The organism is [Clostridium] symbiosum (assembly GCA_036419695.1).
Taxonomy (GTDB): domain Bacteria; phylum Bacillota; class Clostridia; order Lachnospirales; family Lachnospiraceae; genus Otoolea; species Otoolea symbiosa_A.
The window spans coordinates 952,131-972,330 of record CP143946.1 but is presented as its reverse complement, the minus strand read 5'-3'; the positions used below and the strand labels follow the sequence as shown (position 1 = coordinate 972,330).

Genomic DNA, 20,200 nt, shown 5'->3' with positions numbered 1-20,200 from the left:
TCCTTTCCGGCTGAACATCGCCAAACAACTTCTTATAATTGGCATTCTATCACCGCTGTCTCTAAATCATCTCAAATACCGGAGACTCTTTTCATTGGCAAAAAATGCACATACCGGCAAAATACCGTACCGGCGGCCGTTGAGGCCGCTGATACGGTATTTTATAAAATCATTTTTATTAATAACTTTCCGCCCGGAAACTCCAACGCTTCCTCACGTGTAATTCCCTTAAAATTAATCACTTCAAAAAAGTAAAGCAGAATGCTGAACAGGACGGATATCAAAATGGCTGTCACATTACTTTTAACATAATGGAAAACCAGGGCATAGAGCACCCGCCCCAGCGCCCCCATGATGACCGCGCTCAGCAGCGGAATAAAAAATACTTTCCTGTACTTATTACAGTATTTTAAATGCTTTTTCAGATATAACGCATTCAAGAGCATAACGATAAGCGGAAACAGTACATTTCCTAAAACTAAGGCAAATACTCCCATCGGTGTATACCGCAGGCAGATGCACACGGCAAAAACATGGAGCACCAGGGCCGCCGCAGAATTGATTACAGGAATTCTCATTCGATTGACACCCTGTAAAACGGTGCTCGTGGTTGTGGAGTATGCATAAAAAATCACCGCACACGCTCCCCAGAACAGCATCCGGCTGCCCAGGCCAATGTCATAGGACGGGAATAAAAGCTGTAATATGGGCCTTCCAAACGCCATCAGACCGATTGCGCTGGGAATGGATATATTCATATTAAACAGAAGCGCCTTATCAATATTGGCTGTAACCCTCTTACCGTCTTTCGTTGCATGGGAGGCCGCGATCCCCGGTATTAACGAGGCGGAAAACGCAGTAGAAATGGCAATCGGCACACTGATCAGCAATTTATATAACGTGCTGTAACCTCCCTGGAGGGCGCTGATTTCCGCGGCCGCTATCTCCTTTTTCCCCATCAGGCTGTTAAACAGCGTGATATCAATAATTCCGCTGATTTGGTAGATGGTCTGGCTTAAAATGATCGGAATCATCGTGGCAATGATAACGAGATAGATATTGAATGTTTTGTTCACCGGCTTATGGTCACACCGGATTTGCCTAAAAAGCCGCGGAAGGTTAACTCCCATAGCCAGCATCAGAAACAGGAGTCCGCCGAGCGCTCCGATACAGGTGCCTAAGGTTCCGCCCGCCGCCCCCCATGCAGCCTGTCTGCCCAGATCCGAATATAAACCTACAAAATAAACGGCCGCTCCGATGCTGACAAGGGCATTGATAATTTGCTCGATGATCTGGGAAACGGCAGTCTGAACCATGTTGCCCGTGCCCTGGAAAAAGCCTCTCATCACTCCCATCAATGAGACAAAAAAGATCGTCGGAGCCAGTATTCTTAATGATACCGCAATCCCGGTATAATTGCTGAAAAAAGCTTTTTCTACCCACTGAGCATTGAAAAACAGAAACAAAGCCGCAATTCCGCCCGAAATCGCGGAAAATATCATCGCATTCAGCAGACACTTACAGCCGTTCCTGTATTCGGAACGGCTGAACTTTATGGAAATCAGTTTAGACACGGCGGTCGGCATACTGTAGGAGGACAGTATCAGCAAAATATTGTAAACCTCAAATGCGGCGGAATAAATTCCCATCGCATTCTCACCAATGATATTAGCCATGGGGATCCGGTAAAGCAGCCCTATGATTCTGACCACCACCGATGCCATAGCCAGTATGCTCCCCTGTTTTATGATATTGGAATTGATTACGTTTTCTTCTTTCATCCTGTTCCCTTTTACTTTATGTTTATGTTTGAACCATATTACTTCATTGGAAGATATTTGTCAAATTTTGGAAGCTCCATCCTTTCCACAAAAAAATCCCAGGCCGGCTATAACCGTCAACCTGAGATTCCTTATTATTGTTAAAATTATCATTTAGCCAACTCCAGAAATGCTTCCATACTTTCTTCAATCAAAGTGTCTGCTGTCATTTCTAACTTTTTTTCTCTTGCCTCTTCTGATTCCTTTTATCGCTTCGTATTCCTCAAAATCTACCACAGCAATCATGCTTCGTCCTGTCATTTGTGATACGGCTCTCCATTGATAATTCTGTAGCTTCTGTATATCTGTTCCAGCAGAATCACCCTCATTAGTTGATGCGGAAACGTCATTTTTGAAAAACTCAGTTTATAATCCACACGGCTCAGAACCTTCTTAGACAGACCCAATGAGCCTCCGATTATAAACTGGAGATGGCTCTCACCCCTGACGCCCAGACCGTCTATCAACTCCGCCAGTTCCTCCGAGGAAACCATGCGGCCGTCGATGGCAAGGGCTATGACATAGGCTCCGTCTTTTACATGGGAGAGGATCTTTTCTCCCTCCTTGTCCTTTATCTGTTCCTCCATCACCTCGCTGGCCCGGTCGGGCGTCTTTTCATCGGCTACCTGGACGATCTCCAGTTTACAGTATCGGCTCAGCCTTTTACTGTACTCCGCAATGGCATCCTCCAGATATTTTTCTTTGATTTTTCCTACCGTAATCAGTGTGATTTTCATGCTATGAAATCTCCCATTGTATTATTCACATCCATTATTCCGCGAGGTGTTTTCACGCGCATTTTGCGTGAAAATCCCGAGTTGTACGGCGCGAAGCAACGAAAAGTGCGCGATGCGGACTTTTCATTACAATCAGCGGTGTTTTTACCGTTTCTGTGCATCGCGAAGCGTGTTACTGTTCATAGAACTGCGGTTTTTTGCAGGGCTTTGAACAGTAATCTCCCGCTTCAGAAATGCCAGCAGATTCAGCCTTGCCCTGTCTTCCGTATCTTTTCTTCTTCTTTTTACCTTCTTCACTACTTTTCCCTGGGGCGCAATGCGGATCTGGTAGACGATTTTCATAAATTCCCCTACCTCTTCCCAGGCCTCGCGGCTCTCCGGTATTAAATCGAGCCCCATCTGGAATACATGGAACATTCCGTCATAGACCGAGGTCCGGACCCGGACACCGGCCTTCTTTGCCTTTTCCGAGACCGACAGTGTGTCACTCAGGAGAACCTCATAGCTTCCAACCTGCATCAGCATCGGAGGAAATCCCGTATAGTCGCCAAACAGTGGGGACAAATACGGATTCTTCGGATCGGCGTCTCCTATATAACTGCACTGGTAAAGCATATTTTCTTTGGAATTGCCAAACAGGGGATCAATCTCATAATTGCTCTCATACGTTTCCCCGCTCAGTGTCACGTCGGTCCAGGGAGACATGGTGATAATTCCTCCGGGGAGCGGCAGTCCGTGATCCTTTGCATACATGCAGAGAGCCAGAGCCAGTCCGCCTCCTGCCGAGTCGCCCGCCACCACGATCTGATCCGGCTTATAATTCTTTTCCTCCAGAAGCCAACGGTAAGCGTACACCGCATCCTCCACAGCAGCGGGAAACGGATTTTCCGGAGCCACTCTGTAATCAATCGTCAGGACATCGGCGCCGTAACTGAGTTTTGAATACTTCACGGCAAATCTCCTGTAAATATTCTTCATCGGTCCGATATACCCGCCTCCGTGGAGCTGGAGAATCACCCTTCCGGTCACAACGCTCTGAGGCCTTAAATATTCCATTACAAAATTATCCGCGTCAATTAATTCATATAAATACTCCGCCGGGCATCTCCACGCCGGTTCTACCGGATTCTTTCTGAACTCACCCGTCTGAATCGGCTTTTTAAGCGCCGTCTCCATTACATCATTCATCATATCCCGGGTCAGGTTTCCTATCATGCTGACATTTTTCTTGCGCATCTGTTTTCTCTCCTTTAAATATCATCCTGGTATCTGCCTTCTCCCCGAGCCAAAAAGTCCGATCCATCGTCCAAATTAACCGGGTAATTAGAAATAAAACCTTCGTTTCAGTTCCTTTTTCACACTTCTGTCCCCCAGGATTATCGTGATAAACAACACCGAAACCGACAAAATCACGGTAATGATGGACATCAGCGGACTTGTAATCAATCCTGCCGCCCACAGAATCAGCGGAATAAAGCTGAAAATTGTAATTGCAATCTGGTACATAAAATAGCTTTGCCAGTTCAGCCTGTTAATCAGAATCAGAAAGACCACGGCTATTACATCGAATAAAATCAGGCTGGGGATCGCATAATTGAACGACCACCGGCTAAACCCCGTCATATAATCGATAATTACCAGCAGAACCTGTACTCCAAGGGACTGCCGGATGAGAATTCCCGCCAGGCTGGCCCTCCTCATTATGGAGTACCGGAGCGTCATTGCCACATAGGCGATACTCCCTATCGCAATCAGCGACCACCATGTTTCCGTGATGCCGTAGGTCAGGACGTTGACCAGTCCCGTTATGGCCGCTGCGGTAAACAGCACCAGATAAAGGATATTGGTCAGTTTTTTCAGTTTTCCCCGGTCATAACTGATAGACGGGTAATTCCCTTTGTCATACTTCTGCTCCACCGCTCCGTTGCTTTCAAGCTCCGCCGCCGCGCCTCTCTCTTCCAGGAAGCGGAAAAAATATTCCTGCATTTTGAGGTCACTGACCGCACTGTTAAACGACAGATAGAGCTTGTCCCGGAACGCGATCACTCCGCACTTCATCTTCTGCTGCCTGGATACGCCGATCAGTACATGGAAATTCTCCACCATGTCTTCATACTCCGGCTTCAGCGATACCGGGCCCAAATTGGAAAGTGTCATCGTGTATGCCTTACTGCTTTTCAGAAATACCGCGTTCATGGCAATGTTTTTAACAAAGAGAGGGACAATTCTCACATACCATTTTTTCTCATTGGACACATTGTAGGAGATCGTTTCCTCCAGCCGTTCTTTCACAATTTTCTCATCCATCTGCCTTCCGACTTCGGCCAGCACATCCTCAAACCGCTCCGGCGCTTTCCCGGCAGGCCACGCTATGTTGGTGACGGAAAAGAAATTTGCCATTGTCTCGGAATCAAAAAAGCTGCGGAGGTTGATCGGCAGGTTTAATGCGGCCGGACGCTTCAAAGTCTTCCCATCCGTATAGACCTGAATCAGGGACCAGATTAACGCAGCCGTCAGGTATTTCGTGATGCTGACCCCCTCTTTCCTGCATACGGCCTTCAGCGCGTCGAGCGGGATGCTCCCGTGCAGAACCGACTGGCAGTCTAACGGCAGATATTCCCCCTCGATAGAAAGAGCCTGTTCGGTCTCATAACGTTTATGGGGACGCTTGCTGTAATGCCTCAGATAACCGTCCTCCTGCATCCGTTCTATTTTTCCGGTTATTTCCTGTGTTTGTTCTGTTTTTCCGGTTATTTCCTGCGTTAGTTCCGTTTTTCCGGCTGCTTCTGCCAATCCGGCATTTTCCGCTTCCTGAGAATTCTCTTTTTTCTGCACTTTAATGTACAGGTCGAGGTAATGTTCCGTCATTTTCTTCAGGAAATTCAAGGCCCCGAGGCCGTCCGTCAATCCGTGGAACACCTCAAAATTGATGCGTCTGCCATAGTAGCTCACCCGGAACGGAAACCTGTGGCTGGCATGAGGATCGATATATTTGCATGGATAGGTCTCCTCCTTCTCCACCAGAGGTTCCCTGTTATTTGTCTCAAAGTAATTCCAGAAAAATCCCTTGCGCAGTTTCACACGGAAATTCTCAAATTCCGGGAGCGTCAGCTTCAGGGCCTGCTCCAGCAGTTCCGGTTTTATCTCATTTTTCAGTGATACTGAGAGCCGGAATACATTGCTTAAATCCTCCCCGGCTACAGCAGCAAACAGTTTTGCCGTATTGTCCAGTTTTCTCCAGCGCGCCCCCTGTATACGCGGTCTTACTCTGTCCTTCTCATCCACGATTTAAGCCTTTCCAAATGTTCTAAAATTCCAGAAGCATGTCGTACCATACGGCGCCGCCATGAACCGACTGTGATACCCCAAGGTTTACATAACCAAATTTTTCGTAATAATGGAGCAGTCTGTCTTTACAGGTGAGAATCAGGCCTTTTCTTCCTTTTTTCCTGGCATCCTCTATCAGGTGTTCCATCAGCAGGGCCGCCACGCCCCGGTTCCTGTATTCCGGAATAACATCCAGGCCAAAGACACTCTGATACGCTCCGTCCGCCTTATGCAGGCCGGCATCTTCAAACATTTCGTCACCTATTGTTCTTTCATCCGTGACACATCCGTTGATAAATCCAATCAGCTCTCCCTGAAACTCGGCGATAAAAAAGCTGCCGGGAAATGTCTCCAGTCTCTCTTTCATTGCCTCCCGGCCTGCTGCCTCGGCAGGTGGAAAGCATCTTGCCTCCACCTGTGTCACTCCGTCCAAATCATTTGCCTCTGCCTGTCTGATTGTGATATTGCAAGTTTCCATTCTGCTGTTCCTCCATTCGGTATGAAATGCTGTCAGTTCCCATCACAAGATCGTCAAAGAGCCTGCACTCCGGCAGACTCTTTACCAGAACAGACCGTCAAACGCGCCTGCCCTGCTCTCTATGTTCTGGACCGCTAAGCTCTGAAATAATATCCCACTCCCCATTTTGTATGAACATACTTCGGTTCGCTGGGACTTGGTTCAATCTTTTCTCTCAGACGCCTTACATGTACATCCACCGTGCGCACATCGCCCCCGGCGGCAGCCTTATTTCCCCAGACAAAGCGCAGCAGCTCTTCCCTGCTGTAAACTTTATTGGGATTGCAGACAAAGAGCTCTAAAAGGTCGAATTCTTTGGCCGTCAGATTGATTTCCTTCTCTCCGATGAAAACGCGTCTGCTGTCCGTATCCAGTTTTAAATCCGCCGCCTGGATTACCTTGCCGCTGCTCTGCTCTTCCTTCTTTGACTTCTTGGCATTACGCCTCATAATCGCCTTGATCCTGGCCTTTACTTCCAGAATGTTAAACGGCTTTGTTATATAGTCATCCGCTCCGTACTCCAGGCCGAGAATCTTATCCATGTCTCCACCTTTGGCCGTAACCATGATAATCGGCACCTCGGAAAATTCCCGGATTGCCTGGCAGACTTCAAACCCGTCAAACTTCGGCAGCATCACATCCAGAAGTACAATATCGTATTCCGTCTCCTTTGCCATCCGGATTGCTTCCTCTCCGTCATATGCACAGTCCACTTCCATTCCATCCTGCTCTAAACTGAATCTGATTCCTTTAACAATCAGTTTTTCGTCATCCACAACTAACACTTTTGCCATACTTCCACCTCATACTTATACTTCACACCGTGATGTCTTCTTTTATCTTCTGAAAAGCGGCTTCCTTAATCCCGGAAACCTCCATGATATCTTCGATTCTTGTAAATGGGCCGGACTCCTGACGGTAAGCGATTATCGCCTCCGCCCTTGCCTCACCGATCCCTTTCAGGGTCATCAGCTGTTCCTTCGCCGCCGTATTCAGGTTGACCTTCGCCGTCCCGGTATTGCTCCGTTCCTGGAAACCACCTGCACCGGCTGCCTCTTTCTCCTGCGTCCGCCCGGCTGGCTCCGAATATTCCGGATATGTAACGGCCTTCCGGCTGTCCCACTCCCCGGCTTCTTTGCGGTTCGGAACCTGGATTTTCATGCCGTCTTCCAGGGACTCCGCCATATTGAGAAAATCCTGCGCCGCATCTTCGGTAAAACCGCCGGCCATTTCAATGGCCTGATAAATACGGCTTCCCTCTTCCAAGCCATAAACGCCCGGAACCGTCACTTCACCGCACACATGTATAAAAATCCGGCCGGTTGTTCCACCTGCCGTCCCGTCATCTTCTGATTCTGTTCCCGGTTGGGAGGATTTTTCCTGCTCCATCGGATTCCGCCCGCCATCATCCGGCTCACTTCCTGCCTTCGGCGCCGCATCCTGGTCTCTTGCCCCAGTTTTATCAGCGTTTTCCAGGGTATCCCCGGAATTCTTCACGGCATTTCCGGCAATTCCCACAGCATTCTCTGCCGTGGCGCCGCTATCCTGAAAACCGCTGCACATAAGCGCCGTTGTCCCGGCGCTGTTATTCCATCCCACATTGTAACATATGACCGCCGCCAGCATAGCTATAATGGCAACCGCTGTTTTTATCATTCGTGCTGCTTCTTTTTTCATATGTAACGTACCTCCCGTTCATACCGGAAGATACTGATTTGCCCGTATTTCTATTCTAACTAAATAATTTACCGAACACAAGCGAAAAATGAAAGAATTTGTTCCGCTACCATCGAAATACTACAATACCTGCAATGGCAATCAGGGCACCGATGGCCTTTCTCCACTCAAATCCAACCTTCTCCACGCCGAAAAGTCCCATTACTTCAATGCCGTAAGCCACAATTATCTGTGCCACTACGATCAGAAGAGCCGATTTTGCCGGTCCCAGGGTTCCCACGCTCTTAATCACCGTATAGGTAATCAGGGCTCCCATGATGCCTCCGACAAGCATATATTTCGGTTCTACCTGAAACAGCCCGCCCACCTCGCCACGGCCTGTGAAGAACCACATAATGATACAGGCGATAAGGGCGCTGAACTGAACCCAGCCCGAGGATACCCATATACTTGTCTGTTTTGTCACCTCTGTGTTAAAAACTCCCTGCACACTCATCAAAGCGCCGGAAACCAGGGCTATGATTATTCCCCACATAAATAAAACCTCCGCATTCTATTCGATATCGCTTAGTATCTCATAGACGTGGAGGTTTTATACTTATTCAATCGAAAATTCTACCGCAATATTTGCTTCGACTTCAACTTCACCAGGCATAACGGCCATATCCATCGCGCCTGACTCTTTGGCCGCCGCACCTGCTCCGGCGGAATATCCGTTATAGCGCGCCATCTGGTTGTTGCCGTATTCCTGGATATTGACAATCCTGCCCAGCTTGCATCCTCCCGCATCCGCCATCGCCTGCGCCTTAACCTTTGCGGCATTAACTGCTTTTGCAAGAGCTTCCTGGTACGCCTCATCATATTTACTGGACATATAGTTGACCGCATCAATTGAATTTACGCCGGCATCCACGGAATCGGATAGAAGCTGCCCTACCCGGTCAATCGCAATATCGGAAACCGTTACCTGGGTGGTCATCTCATATCCGCTGACGGTCTTTCCGTCTTCCCAATTATAAATGGGACTCATTCCGTAATTTGAGGTCTGAATCGATTTTTCTTCCACTCCCAGCTCTTTTAACAAATCAAGCACCTTCTGCAAATCCGAATTATTCTGTGTCTGGCACGTCTGGGCGTCCGATGCCTGGGAATATACGCTGTAAATAATCTCTGCCATATCAGGCTCCACTTTCACCTGCTCCCTGCTGCTTACGCTTATCACATTGCTGTCGATATTCTGAACCTTAATTGACTCCGGCATCGTCGTGCTTCCACAAGCCGTAAGAGAAAGGGCCCCTGCGGAAATAAGAACGGCCGCCAGCCCTGCTTTTAAATTCTTCATAATATTTCCTCCTCTTCTTGCTGAAAGCTCCCGGGGACCGCCGCTGTGAGTGAATCCCATAAACTCGGCCGAGTGCGGCCGCATAGCGGCATATTACATTTTCACACGAGTGCTTCAGCAAGTATTCACCTCTGCGCGGCATGTGCATCCTCGCGGACCGTTTTTTGATTCATAGGACGTAATTTCCTGTAAATTAAAACACATCCCCGCCTTCCAGCTATATCCATTATAACTGAAAGGGCAAAGGGATGTGTTTCTTTTACCTTAACTTTCCATATCTTATTTCTGAAAATATTCTTACCATTTATTTCCCGCTCTCCCGGCCTCTTCCTGGGCCAGGGCCGCGCTCACGAGACGCCGCGCCAGTACGGCCGTCGTCACGTTGCCGATGCCTCCGGGCACGGGAGTTGCGCAGGCGGCTACAGAACTGATTGCATCAAAATCCACGTCCCCGCACAGGTGCCCGCCCTCATCCACGTTAATTCCAACGTCAATGACCACCGCTCCCTCCTGCACGTAGCTTTCATCGATCATCCTCGGACTTCCGGCACAGGTGACAAGGATTTCCGCACTCCGGCAGATATCCTGCAGTTCCAGCGTTTTCGTATGGCAGACCGTTACCGTTGCATTTTCCTGAAGCAAAAGCATGGCAAGCGGGCGTCCTACCACCATGCTCCTGCCCACCACTACCGTTCTTTTTCCCACCACAGGGATTCCGTAGAGCTTCAGCACATTCATCACCGCTTCCGCCGTACATGGCGCAAAACCGGTGCTGTCTCCGCTGAACACCTTCGCAATATTGACAGGGGAAATGCCGTCCAAGTCCTTCATCGGATCGATCATCCTCTCGATATCCTCCTGGATAATCTGAGGCGGAAGGGGACGCATTACAAGAATTCCATCGATGCCGCCGTCTTCATTAATCTTTTTGAACTCCTTTTTAAACTCCCTGTCACTGATTTCCCCGGGAAAAACAAATTTTTCCACTTTGAGTCCAAAGGCGTGCATCTTCTTTACGGCTCCCGTCTCATAGGAAATATCATCCGGGCTGTCGCCAACCCTGACAATGGCCAGTTGCGGAACTCTTCCCAGTTTTTCCAGAAGCTCTTCCACCTGTACTTTCAATTTTGCTGAAACTTCAGCCCCTCTTAACGTAATCATTCTGTCCTCATTTCAACTGCAATACCCAGGATAGGTTCATCCTGCGGTCATAATATCATTCCTGTTGCGACCAGTTCCAGCAGATAAACTGCAATAATAGCGGCCACGGCGACTACCACCAGGCTCTTTCCCCTGTAGCCGAGAACCACTGCCACCAGTGTCCCTCCCGCCGCAGAATAAAAATGTCCGGTTGAAAAAAACACATCCGGGAAGGTCAAAGCTCCCAGGACCGCATAAGGTGTATAATCCAGAAAGGACCGTATAAATCTGGATTTAATCTGTTTTCTGAAAATCGTTACCGGAAGGACTCTGGGAATATAGGTGACAAGCGCCATCAGGATAACACATATTACTACTCTTGTGAGTTCCATCAGTCATTCCCCCTCTCTTCACAGTCTTCCGGCTCTCCCGGGAACAGCCAGGCTCCCAGAGCAGAAGCCGCCACCGTGGCCAATATCACCCGGAACCCCGATGAAATGAATCCAAACACGGGAATATATTTCAGGATGCATGTCACTGCAACCGCGGCCACAATCACGCACAATACGGCCATGGACTTTCTGGCCGCCGGAATAATCAGCGCAATAAACATGGCGTAGAGCGCAATTCCCATTGCATTCTGCAGGGCCTGGGGAAGCAGGGTGGATATCGAGCCGCCCAAAAGTGTCCCCAGATTCCAGCCCAGTATGGGCATCGTCATCAAACCGAACATAAAAGGCGCTTTTAAATTCCCTTCCTTCAGGGAGCTGACAACAAACGTCTCATCCGTAATTCCAAACGCCAGAATCAGTCTGTCAAGGGTTCCTGTCGTCCTCTCCAGTTTCTGGGACAGGGAAAGGGACATCAGCATATACCTGATGTTAATAACAAATGTGGTCAGCGCGACCTCAAAATATCCGGCACCGGCCAGGATCAGATTAGTTCCCGCGAATTGTCCCGCACTCGTTAAGTTTGTCAGGGAAATCATCACGGCCACCCATACGGGCAGTCCCCCTGAAACCGCCAGAAAACCAAATGTAAATGATACGGGAAGATATCCCATTCCAATGGGAATGCCGCTTTTCAGACCTTCCCTGTATGCTCTTTTCCAACTCATTTTTCTACTTTTCCTTACTCTGTTAAAACATTTTTGAACGATATGCGCATGTTATAATGTCCGTTTGATGGACATTATACATATTCACTTCGTGAATACGTGTCTCCGACGGAACTTAGCGCCCGGATTTCTGCAGCAAATGCAGAAACCGATATGCGCATGTTATAATGTCCGTTTGATGGACATTATAACATCCCCCCGCTGTGGGAGTCTATTGGTATTTTTCGTGCTGGGCGTTCAGCCATTCGACTCCGCTCACAATTCCCTCCTCGGTAAAGGGAAAATACTCGCTTGTTTTCTGCTCCTCCGGCGTGGCGTCGTAGCCGTATGGCTCCGGCCAGGACGTAACTTTCAGGACTGTTTCTTCCTCTTTCGACGATTTTTCCATGCGGTACCGCATTCCGGTATCACTGCCGGTAAAATTTTCTTTTTTCAGGAAATTGACCGGCATAACATTTTTACGCTCAATCATAGCCTTATCTCCCTGTTATTAAGCCTGCTTCAGTCTAAGACATACTCTGGCCTGAGACCTGCCCTGGCCTTAAAACGCGGTCAGTGGAATTTATATCTTCTCACCACTGCCTGCAGTGTCTTATTTCCGTTATATTCGTTTATTTCCGGGTAGTAGACAATGTCCATGTCCCTGCGCCCGTTTCTCTCTTCCTCAAAAGAAACCCCATCCCCAAAATAAATGGCCTCCATTGCAAAACCATTTTGTTCCTCCAGGGTCAGTTTTACCACATTTCTGTTCCTGCCGATTACTCTGGCGTTTCTGACTCTCAGGTTTTTCTGGGCAAACATCGGCTTTTCGTTGCCCTGCCCGAAGGGCTCGAGACACCGGAATTCCTTTATCAGGCGCTCTGTCATATAGTCCACGGGCATTGGAACGTCGATCCAGACCTTCGCTTTAAAGTCTTCCTCGCACAGCCCGGAATTTTCATTCAGCCGTTTTCTGAACTCGTCTATGTTCTGCTCTTCCAGGGAAAGTCCTGCTGCCATCGGATGGCCTCCAAATTTCAGCATCAGTTCTTTTACCTCCGACAGTTTCTGGAACATATGGTAGCTTTCTATGGAACGCCCGGATCCTTTAACCGCTTCCTCGCCCCGTGTCAGGACAATGGAAGGTTTCTGGTAATGTTCTCTCAGACGTCCCGCTATAATTCCAGCAAGCGATTCGTGGCACTCTGGAAGGTATACCACCAGGACCTTATCCTGCATATAACAGGAATCCACCATGACTTTTGCCGCTTCCGTCCCCTGCTCCGTCATATCTTTACGCATATCATTGAGTTCTTTTAACTCGGTCGCCAGGCGGTCCGCTTCCTCCTCATCCTGGGAAAGCAGCAGAGACAGCGCCAGTTTTGCCGTCTGCAGCCTGCCGCCTGCATTCAGGCAGGGACCGATTACAAAACCAATATGGTACGCGGTGATCTGGGATAAATCCAGGTTGTTTTTCCCGGCCAGTTTCCGAAGCCCGATGCTCTTTGTCTGTTCCATTCTTCTCAGGCCGTACTTTACAATGATCCTGTTTTCATCCTGCAGGCGCATGACATCACCGACCGTGGCAATGGCGGCGAATTCAAGCAGCTCTTCCCATTCCTTCTGCGGTACGCCGCATTCCCCGTAAAGCACCTGAACCAGTTTCCAGGCAACTACCGCTCCGCAAATCTCAGGAAACGGATAATTACATTCCGACCGTTTCGGATCAATCACCGCATCGGCCGGAGGCAGTACCTCCCCGCCGTTCCCCAGGGGCACTTCATGATGATCCGTGACAATCACGGTCATCCCTTTCTGTTTTGCCAATTCAATCTGGGAAAAAGCGGAGATTCCATTGTCACAGGTGAGAATCGTATCGATTCCCTGTTCCGCCGCTTTTTCTATAATTGATTCATTAATTCCATACCCATCCCTGATGCGGTCCGGGATATCATAATCCACCGGGGCGCCGAGGCGCAGGAATGCATTATATAATATGTAGGTGGAGCAGACTCCGTCTATATCGTAATCTCCCACAATACGTATCTTTTTTTTACTGTTTATCTTTTCTTTGAGAATAGCGACGGCCTTATCCATATCCTTCATAAGTCTGGGATCGTATAATGCATCCATTGTTCCGTTCAGATACCGGTTAATATTATTTTCCCCTTCAATTCCCCGGTTTCTGATAATCCTGGCCGTTACAGGATCAATGCCGAACTGCTTGGCAATCCCGGTAAAATCAGCTTTTTTCGTCTGTACCATCCAGATTTCTTCTGCCATCTGTCTTCTCTGCCTTTCGTCTCTTTACTACCGCAGTGCCGCGGCTATCCTGTTCCGCCCTATATTCTGTACTCTTTCAGGAGTTTCCTTCTCTCCTTATAATCAGGGAGAATGTGTGTCACAATCTTCCAGAAGGCAGCCGAATGGTTCATCTCCCGCCGGTGGGCGAGTTCGTGGACCACCACATAATCAAGCAGTTCTTCCGGAAGAAGTGCAAGCCGCCAGTTAAAATTCAGGTTACCGGCCGAGCTGCAGCTTCCCCATCTCGTCTTCTGGTTTCGGATTGTAATTCTTCCATAATCTACTCCCATGAGGGACGCATAATAAGAAACCCGGTGTTCCAGCACCGGGCGCAGCTTCTCTATATGGGCACGTATTTCCTCTTCACCGTATACCGGCCGTTCCCTTTTAAGTTCCGTCACCTTCCGGTAGTTTTTCCCAATCCATATCTCATTACGCATTGCAAAATCCAGCGCTTCTTTTTCCGGCACTCTTCGGGGCAGCCGCATAACAACATGCCCGTCCTGTGCGATTTGAAGAGCCATTGTCCGCCTGGCGGAACGGATTATTTCTAACGGGATCCGGATAAATTCTTCCGCCGTCTCATCACCACATGGATGAGGAATCCAGGGGTTCAAAATCTGCAAATACTGCATAGAACTTCCCATCCTTCTCTTCAACAGTCTGGGCTGCATTCTCAAAAACCTTTTCAAGTTTCGGCTCAAATTCCTTCAGCGGGGAATTGAGTTCCGTACAGCGCACCATTTCCACACATATATTTTCCACCAGACCATCCGTCAGCATATCGGACAGAGCATCCAGGTTCTTTCCATAATACTCTGGAAATTCAAGCTGCTCCATCAGGTAGTTGTGGACAGCTTCTTCATTTTCCATCTCATTCATATCCAGAAGTAAAAGTCTCATTTTTCGTCTCCTCCTGTACTTTTCTAATTGTAGGCAGTCTCGGGGCATTTGCCGTCAATAAAGCTGTTCAAATGTCTTGTAATGGTCGGCCGTATAATAAATCAGACCGTCGTTGGAATAAATGAGGCGTTCCGCTCCACGGAATCCGCCATCATAATTAATATCGCATTCATACCACTCCCGGCCGTCTTTTTCAGGAAGACTGCCCTCGTAATTGCCAAAAGGGCTTCCCCCGATGCTCTTTCCGGGAGTCACATCCGGCAGGTTGCCTTCCCGGCTTACCCATCCGGCGGCCTCTGCTTCTTTTTTCGTAATAAAATTCTCGGGCAGCTTTCCATAAATATGAATATAGAGAGCCACATCTTCCTTACTGGTATAACTGCCGTTCTCCTCAACCGGCAGAGCAGAGGACTGTATTTCCTCCACCTGCTCCTGGTTTACCGGCTTGTCCGCCTGGCTATCCTGCGTATTGACAGGACTGCAGCCAAGCAGCAAAAATAAAGCTACGCAAAATGGGATCAGCCATTTTACAAAGGATTTGACTTTACTCCAGTATTCGATTATCATAATTCCCTCCTTCAGGCACTGGCTGCCTGATTGTGTAGTAAAACTACAGCTTATATATTATATAAGGCATTGGGGCAAAAGTCAAACTTCCTGTTTATTAGACAGGAAAATGAATTGGAAAATTCTAAAATAGCAAGGGGAAAAACTTTTTATAAACACTGTAAGATATTTCCGGCAACGCAAAAAGCGCCACGCAGCATCCTGTTGAAGATGCTGCGTGGCGCTTTTGCACTGATATTTTATGGCTGTTCAATTCCGTTAAATATTTCAATTGCCTTTTCACTGCTTGTTTCTAATAAAAATTTACCGTTCACAGGCCAGTCTTTTACTACATCCTTGTAGGTCTCCTGTGCTTCGCTCAGACTTTTCTCCGATTCATATTCGTAGATCTTTACAACGGAAGTATCAATGTAGAAGATTACTCCATCTTTGGCTCCAATCATCTGGAAGTAAGGTTTATCATTCTCATCTACCTCAATATCGTTATCCGCATAAACCTGAATGATATCGCCAAGCACTCTCCCATCTTTCTTACTGCTGCCACACGCTGCCAGAATAACCGCCAGCATGACTACTGCCATAAGTCCTGTTATTTTCTTCATTTTTCTCCTCCACAGATGTGTTTATAAACAATTGGATCATTATATCACACTCCGGTTATATTTACTACCCGTTTATTATGAATTACAAGACGAGGTTCCTACCGGTTCTTTTGAGGATACGTCGCTGATTGTTCTGCACTTTCATCTTTAGCTGCTTATTTAAATTTATGCTACATTTACTGTATATCCAATCTATATCGTTTGCTGAGGATTATGCTAAACTACAATAATAATCTGCTTATTTCTGCAATTTTTCTTTATGAAGTACCCGGCCGGCGGTTTGTGACGGCTCTTATATTCTTATTTGACTTCCCAAATCTCCCAGGCCCCATATCCTCCCGGACGCTCATGCCAGCATGCTCCTTCCAGGCTGCCTCCCGGCGTCTCGTCAAAGTAATACCAGTCACCCGGTTCCTCACGGGATACTATTCTTCCGTTCCATTTCTGCCATCCTGTCAGCATGTGTCCGTCGGCAGCGAACATATACCAGTGATGATTGATCAACTGCCACTCATTGGCGGCATATTGGCCGTCGGGTTTACGGTAGCGGTATTTTCCCTGGGTGTCGCCTTCCCAGCCTGTGATGGCCGGTTCAGAGGCTGCCAGAGCTGTTTTAAATTCCTCCCATGTGTGTTTCGTGTGGTTATAAACAAATGGGTTTGGGCAGATTTTTCCCGTAACATCGTAGTGCCGGAGGACACATTCCGCCGGAATCCGGTATTTCTTCATCAGTTCCCGGGTAAGCATGGTAGCTGACTCTACCGTGCTATCCTCAAAATACCAGTCCCGGCTGGTATCTGCCTGACTGCCTCTGTTTCGCACGCAAAGTTCAATTCCAATGCTGTTTCCGTTCCGACATTCCGGATGTTTATACACTTTTGCACCGCAGTGCCAGGCAATATTCTTATCTTCTACCGACTGCCAAATCTCCCCCTGAAAACCCACAAAATAATGGGCACTGGCCCCAACGCGCCCGCCGGCATAATATTTACAGTTAGCCTCCGCTCCGCCGGTGGCGCCGACATAGTGGATCACGATATACTTGATACGGCTTAACTGGCCTGAGTTGTAATTATATGGTGTAAGTAATTGATGTATCTGCATAACTTTCCCCTCTCATTTATCACCGACCCGGCTTGCTCCTGGCCGGTCATATTTTTATTACAGTACCCTATGTATCGTTCCCCCATATTTTCCTTCTGGAGAGAAATATGGGGGAACGCGGCTCCCTACTGTTTGCAGTCTTTAATCTGCTTGACTGCCTGGTTGACACCAGTTGCCGCCAAACCGGAAACAATTCCGATTGCCAGGGCATTAATCGGATCTTGCGCCGGAAATACCGGCATCGTATACATCCCCGCAAGTCCCAAGACAGCCCCGGCTGCTCCGCAGATGACTGGGATCGCCTCATTCTTGATCTTTTCAGTGGCCTTGCAGACCATCCCGGCCAGATAACAAATAACGGTGATACCTGCAACACTTGCAATTCCAAAATCCATATGATTGTCTCACTTTCTTACTTGATTTTTCTTTTTTGATTTTTCTTTTTTGATTTTGCTTATTTGACTTTTTATAAAATATTACTTATTTGGTATAAAAAGCCATGATATAAATAAGGCCGGTAGCAACTGCCCCGGCCATAGCTCCAACTATTGTGTTAAAAACTGTCTTTTTCATGCTGCTCCACCGCTCTGCCGGTTCCGACTCCAATTTTGCCAGACGTTCCCCCTGGTCACTCTGTTCCCTGAGCATCGCCTGCATATTAAGAGCCAACTCCTTAACGGATAAAACCAGTTCCTGTATCGTTTTATTTTGTTCTTCCTGATCCGACATCCTGTGTTTAAGGGAACCTATTTCATGATCATGCCCTTCCAGCTTTACTGCAATTTCTTCGTCCGTCACATTCTGATACCTCGCTTTCTGTTTTTGTTGTAGGGTTGGGTGTTACTCGCTGAATGAGTAGTGGGGATGTTGGTCTTCTTAATTCTGTTATGGAAAGGCTTACTATTAAATACAAGAAAGATATTAACGTTATCCAGATAAATACTATTGTGATATAAAATTCATTTATGGGGATACTTTTTTCGTTTTCTCAAGATAGAATTATATTGGCATGGATGTTAAAAAAACTGTGTTATTTGCGCTGGGAAATGGCGAGCGTATTACAATTACAAGAGACAATAATTTCCTTGGCATACGAAAAAATGATGCTATTATGGTTGGCTTTGACAGAATCGCTAATTATGTAACGGTATATTATGATTCCGGAGTAAATGTCAGATACAAACTAACGGAAATATAATAATAAAATGGCGATTGGCAATTCTTTTTCCCATCGGAATACCTTTATCGCGATCCAACTGGAGAGGGGGTTGATTTAGTCACAATGGCAAAGGCAATCCATTCTGGAATGACAAATGGAACTATAAAAATAGGGTTGGCAATGCCCGCAGGAGCCGGATTGTGTTTAGCAAATAGAATAGATAACTCATATGCATCATTTATATATTTCGACTATTATCAAGTTGCGCCAGTTGGAATCATCCTCAATAACGGTCTTTGGTCAACAACCTCATAAAATGGCGATGTCGTAGATTTAAATTCTGCTGGTGCTGATTTTTAAGGCCTATCCCATCAATACTGAAAAAACTATGTTGCTTTTTATGTTAATGGGACATTGAGTGATTGGTTATAAAAATTGGCCTTTTTCCCATCGGAATACCTTTATGAAAAACAACTGGATGTTGCTTTTTATGTTAATGGCAAAGGCAATCATTCTGGAATGACAATTGGTTATAAAAAATGCAATGCCCGCAGGAGCCGGATTGTGTTTAGCAAATAGATTAGATAACTCATATGCATCATTGATATATTTGACTATTATCAAGTTGCGCCAGTTGGAATCATCCTCTTCTTTTCAACAACCTCATAAAATGGCGATTTGAAAACCGGTTACGTCGAAATACCTGCTGGAGATGACGTGGGTAGCATTAGTTTTGCGACTGCATTTAAAGACTCTGGATATAACGTATTATTAACAAATGTTTTCTTAAATACCAGAAAAGTCATATTTTCGGTTGCTGGTTTGACAGCGAGTGGATTTAACATATATCCTGTCGATCCAGTGACCGGGGAACCTCCTGAAGTAGTCACAAGAGCTCTTTGGCTTGCCATCAGGGCAGAACCTAAATGGCGACCTGAAAATGACAATCATTTCAAATTACTATGCCTTCCGGTTTTTATCGATGGCTAAGGGACACGTGGTCTACACCACGGAAGGTTTTTCACAGGAACGTTATGGTTCGATACTTTGGGCAAAGTACAATGGCACTGCTGGGATTGTGTTTAGGAAAGATGGTATCTTTACAAGGAAAAATATACAACAATTAAAAACCGAAATGACAATTTAACCGTCAAAACCTTACGCATTTTTACCCTTTTTCATATCTCTTTTTCACTCCCCGGATTTTTTTATGTCACCTATCCTGTTTTTGAGTACAACAAATAAGCCGCCCCCTATGGCCGACCGAAAAACTGTTTTTCATCACCTACTTAAGCAGCATATTTCCGGTAGCTTTCTCGGACATTATCCTGCTTGATGTTACAGTAGATTAGCGTCGTCTCTATCTTTGTGTGTCCCATCAGGACCATGACCTCCTCAATCCGCATTCCACGATTTAAAAGGTCTGTTGCAAACGTCCGACGGAACCGATGTGGATGCACATTCCCGACTCCTGCCCTTTTTCCCAAAGTTTTGACCAGGTACTGCACACCAGCTACCGTTATGCCTGTAAAAGGTTTTTTCACAGCGGCAAATAATGGTCTCTCTGCCAGCTCTTCCGCCGTCAGCCCCTCTCTTTGCATGCGGTCTTTAAAATATCGGAAGAGGTGGAAGCACGCTACATCTGATACATACAAATGCCTTTCTTTTCTTCCCTTACCCATGACTTTAAATTCCTGTTTATATAAATCAATATCACCCACCTTTAAACTACATAATTCAGAAACCCTGACGCCTGTTGCATACAAAAACTCGATTAATGCCCTGTCCCGGCTACGGGTACAGGATAGTCTCAAAGCCTCTATCTCTTTTGCCGAAAAGGCTTGTTTTATAGTACTTTCAATGCGTAATGACTCTATTCTTGCGATTGGATTCTCGGCCACCATA

23 protein-coding genes are annotated in these 20,200 nt (G+C 47.0%); 1 reads left to right on the top strand and 22 read right to left on the bottom strand.

The window, feature by feature from the left end:
• Positions 1-161: 161 nt before the first annotated feature.
• The 21 genes from V3C10_04640 to V3C10_04540 form a co-directional block, all read right to left on the bottom strand.
• On the bottom strand, positions 162-1,781 hold the full coding sequence (locus V3C10_04640; protein ID WVP63113.1) for a polysaccharide biosynthesis protein: 1,620 nt from the start codon (positions 1,779-1,781) through the stop codon (positions 162-164).
• Between the two features lie 296 nt (positions 1,782-2,077).
• Complete coding sequence (gene rlmH / locus V3C10_04635; GenBank protein WVP63112.1) at positions 2,078-2,557, bottom strand: 23S rRNA (pseudouridine(1915)-N(3))-methyltransferase RlmH; 480 nt, start codon at positions 2,555-2,557, stop codon at positions 2,078-2,080.
• Positions 2,558-2,701: 144 nt separating this feature from the next.
• Positions 2,702-3,793: an alpha/beta hydrolase gene (locus V3C10_04630; GenBank protein ID WVP63111.1), complete on the bottom strand. Its 1,092-nt coding sequence runs from the start codon at positions 3,791-3,793 to the stop codon at positions 2,702-2,704.
• 87 nt (positions 3,794-3,880) lie between these two features.
• Positions 3,881-5,842, bottom strand: a complete 1,962-nt coding sequence (locus tag V3C10_04625) for a DUF6320 domain-containing protein (GenBank protein WVP63110.1) — start codon at positions 5,840-5,842, stop codon at positions 3,881-3,883.
• A 22-nt stretch (positions 5,843-5,864) separates the two neighbouring features.
• The gene (locus V3C10_04620; GenBank protein WVP63109.1) at positions 5,865-6,362 is read right to left on the bottom strand and encodes a GNAT family N-acetyltransferase; all 498 of its coding nucleotides are present in this window, start codon (positions 6,360-6,362) and stop codon (positions 5,865-5,867) included.
• 134 nt (positions 6,363-6,496) lie between these two features.
• Complete coding sequence (locus V3C10_04615; protein ID WVP63108.1) at positions 6,497-7,195, bottom strand: response regulator transcription factor; 699 nt, start codon at positions 7,193-7,195, stop codon at positions 6,497-6,499.
• 22 nt (positions 7,196-7,217) lie between these two features.
• Positions 7,218-8,078 (bottom strand): helix-hairpin-helix domain-containing protein, encoded by an 861-nt coding sequence (locus V3C10_04610; GenBank protein WVP63107.1) that lies wholly within the window; start codon positions 8,076-8,078, stop codon positions 7,218-7,220.
• Positions 8,079-8,184: 106 nt separating this feature from the next.
• Positions 8,185-8,613 (bottom strand): DMT family transporter, encoded by a 429-nt coding sequence (locus V3C10_04605; protein WVP63106.1) that lies wholly within the window; start codon positions 8,611-8,613, stop codon positions 8,185-8,187.
• A 63-nt stretch (positions 8,614-8,676) separates the two neighbouring features.
• Positions 8,677-9,420, bottom strand: coding sequence for an SIMPL domain-containing protein (locus V3C10_04600; GenBank protein ID WVP63105.1), 744 nt, complete (start codon positions 9,418-9,420; stop codon positions 8,677-8,679).
• 297 nt (positions 9,421-9,717) lie between these two features.
• A complete protein-coding gene (locus V3C10_04595) occupies positions 9,718-10,581 on the bottom strand; it encodes a bifunctional 5,10-methylenetetrahydrofolate dehydrogenase/5,10-methenyltetrahydrofolate cyclohydrolase (GenBank protein ID WVP63104.1) in 864 nt (287 codons plus the stop codon).
• 47 nt (positions 10,582-10,628) lie between these two features.
• The gene (locus V3C10_04590) at positions 10,629-10,952 is read right to left on the bottom strand and encodes an AzlD domain-containing protein (protein WVP63103.1); all 324 of its coding nucleotides are present in this window, start codon (positions 10,950-10,952) and stop codon (positions 10,629-10,631) included.
• Positions 10,952-11,677 (bottom strand): AzlC family ABC transporter permease, encoded by a 726-nt coding sequence (locus tag V3C10_04585; GenBank protein WVP63102.1) that lies wholly within the window; start codon positions 11,675-11,677, stop codon positions 10,952-10,954. Before V3C10_04585 ends, V3C10_04590 begins: the two co-directional genes overlap by 1 nt.
• Positions 11,678-11,888: 211 nt before the next feature.
• The gene (locus V3C10_04580; GenBank protein ID WVP63101.1) at positions 11,889-12,149 is read right to left on the bottom strand and encodes a hypothetical protein; all 261 of its coding nucleotides are present in this window, start codon (positions 12,147-12,149) and stop codon (positions 11,889-11,891) included.
• 80 nt (positions 12,150-12,229) lie between these two features.
• On the bottom strand, positions 12,230-13,939 hold the full coding sequence (gene recJ / locus V3C10_04575) for a single-stranded-DNA-specific exonuclease RecJ (GenBank protein WVP63100.1): 1,710 nt from the start codon (positions 13,937-13,939) through the stop codon (positions 12,230-12,232).
• Positions 13,940-13,998: 59 nt separating this feature from the next.
• Positions 13,999-14,595, bottom strand: coding sequence for a M48 family metallopeptidase (locus V3C10_04570; protein ID WVP63099.1), 597 nt, complete (start codon positions 14,593-14,595; stop codon positions 13,999-14,001).
• On the bottom strand, positions 14,546-14,863 hold the full coding sequence (locus V3C10_04565) for a barstar family protein (GenBank protein WVP63098.1): 318 nt from the start codon (positions 14,861-14,863) through the stop codon (positions 14,546-14,548). The genes V3C10_04570 and V3C10_04565 overlap by 50 nt, the downstream gene beginning before the upstream one ends.
• Positions 14,864-14,917: 54 nt before the next feature.
• Positions 14,918-15,430 carry a ribonuclease domain-containing protein gene (locus V3C10_04560; GenBank protein ID WVP63097.1) on the bottom strand — a complete coding sequence of 171 codons (513 nt, stop codon included), beginning with the start codon at positions 15,428-15,430 and terminating at the stop codon, positions 14,918-14,920.
• A 239-nt stretch (positions 15,431-15,669) separates the two neighbouring features.
• A complete protein-coding gene (locus V3C10_04555) occupies positions 15,670-16,032 on the bottom strand; it encodes a hypothetical protein (protein ID WVP63096.1) in 363 nt (120 codons plus the stop codon).
• Positions 16,033-16,332: 300 nt separating this feature from the next.
• A complete protein-coding gene (locus tag V3C10_04550) occupies positions 16,333-17,136 on the bottom strand; it encodes an N-acetylmuramoyl-L-alanine amidase (GenBank protein WVP63095.1) in 804 nt (267 codons plus the stop codon).
• Between the two features lie 125 nt (positions 17,137-17,261).
• Entirely contained in the window at positions 17,262-17,531 is a 270-nt protein-coding gene (locus tag V3C10_04545) for a phage holin family protein (GenBank protein WVP63094.1), read from the bottom strand.
• 85 nt (positions 17,532-17,616) lie between these two features.
• Positions 17,617-17,934, bottom strand: a complete 318-nt coding sequence (locus V3C10_04540; GenBank protein ID WVP63093.1) for a hypothetical protein — start codon at positions 17,932-17,934, stop codon at positions 17,617-17,619.
• 484 nt (positions 17,935-18,418) lie between these two features.
• Between V3C10_04540 and V3C10_04535 the strand changes: the two genes are divergently transcribed.
• On the top strand, positions 18,419-18,610 hold the full coding sequence (locus V3C10_04535; protein ID WVP63092.1) for a hypothetical protein: 192 nt from the start codon (positions 18,419-18,421) through the stop codon (positions 18,608-18,610).
• 974 nt (positions 18,611-19,584) lie between these two features.
• Here the strand turns inward: V3C10_04535 and V3C10_04530 are convergent.
• Positions 19,585-20,199, bottom strand: a complete 615-nt coding sequence (locus V3C10_04530) for a tyrosine-type recombinase/integrase (protein WVP63091.1) — start codon at positions 20,197-20,199, stop codon at positions 19,585-19,587.
• Between the last annotated feature and the right edge of the window lies 1 nt (position 20,200).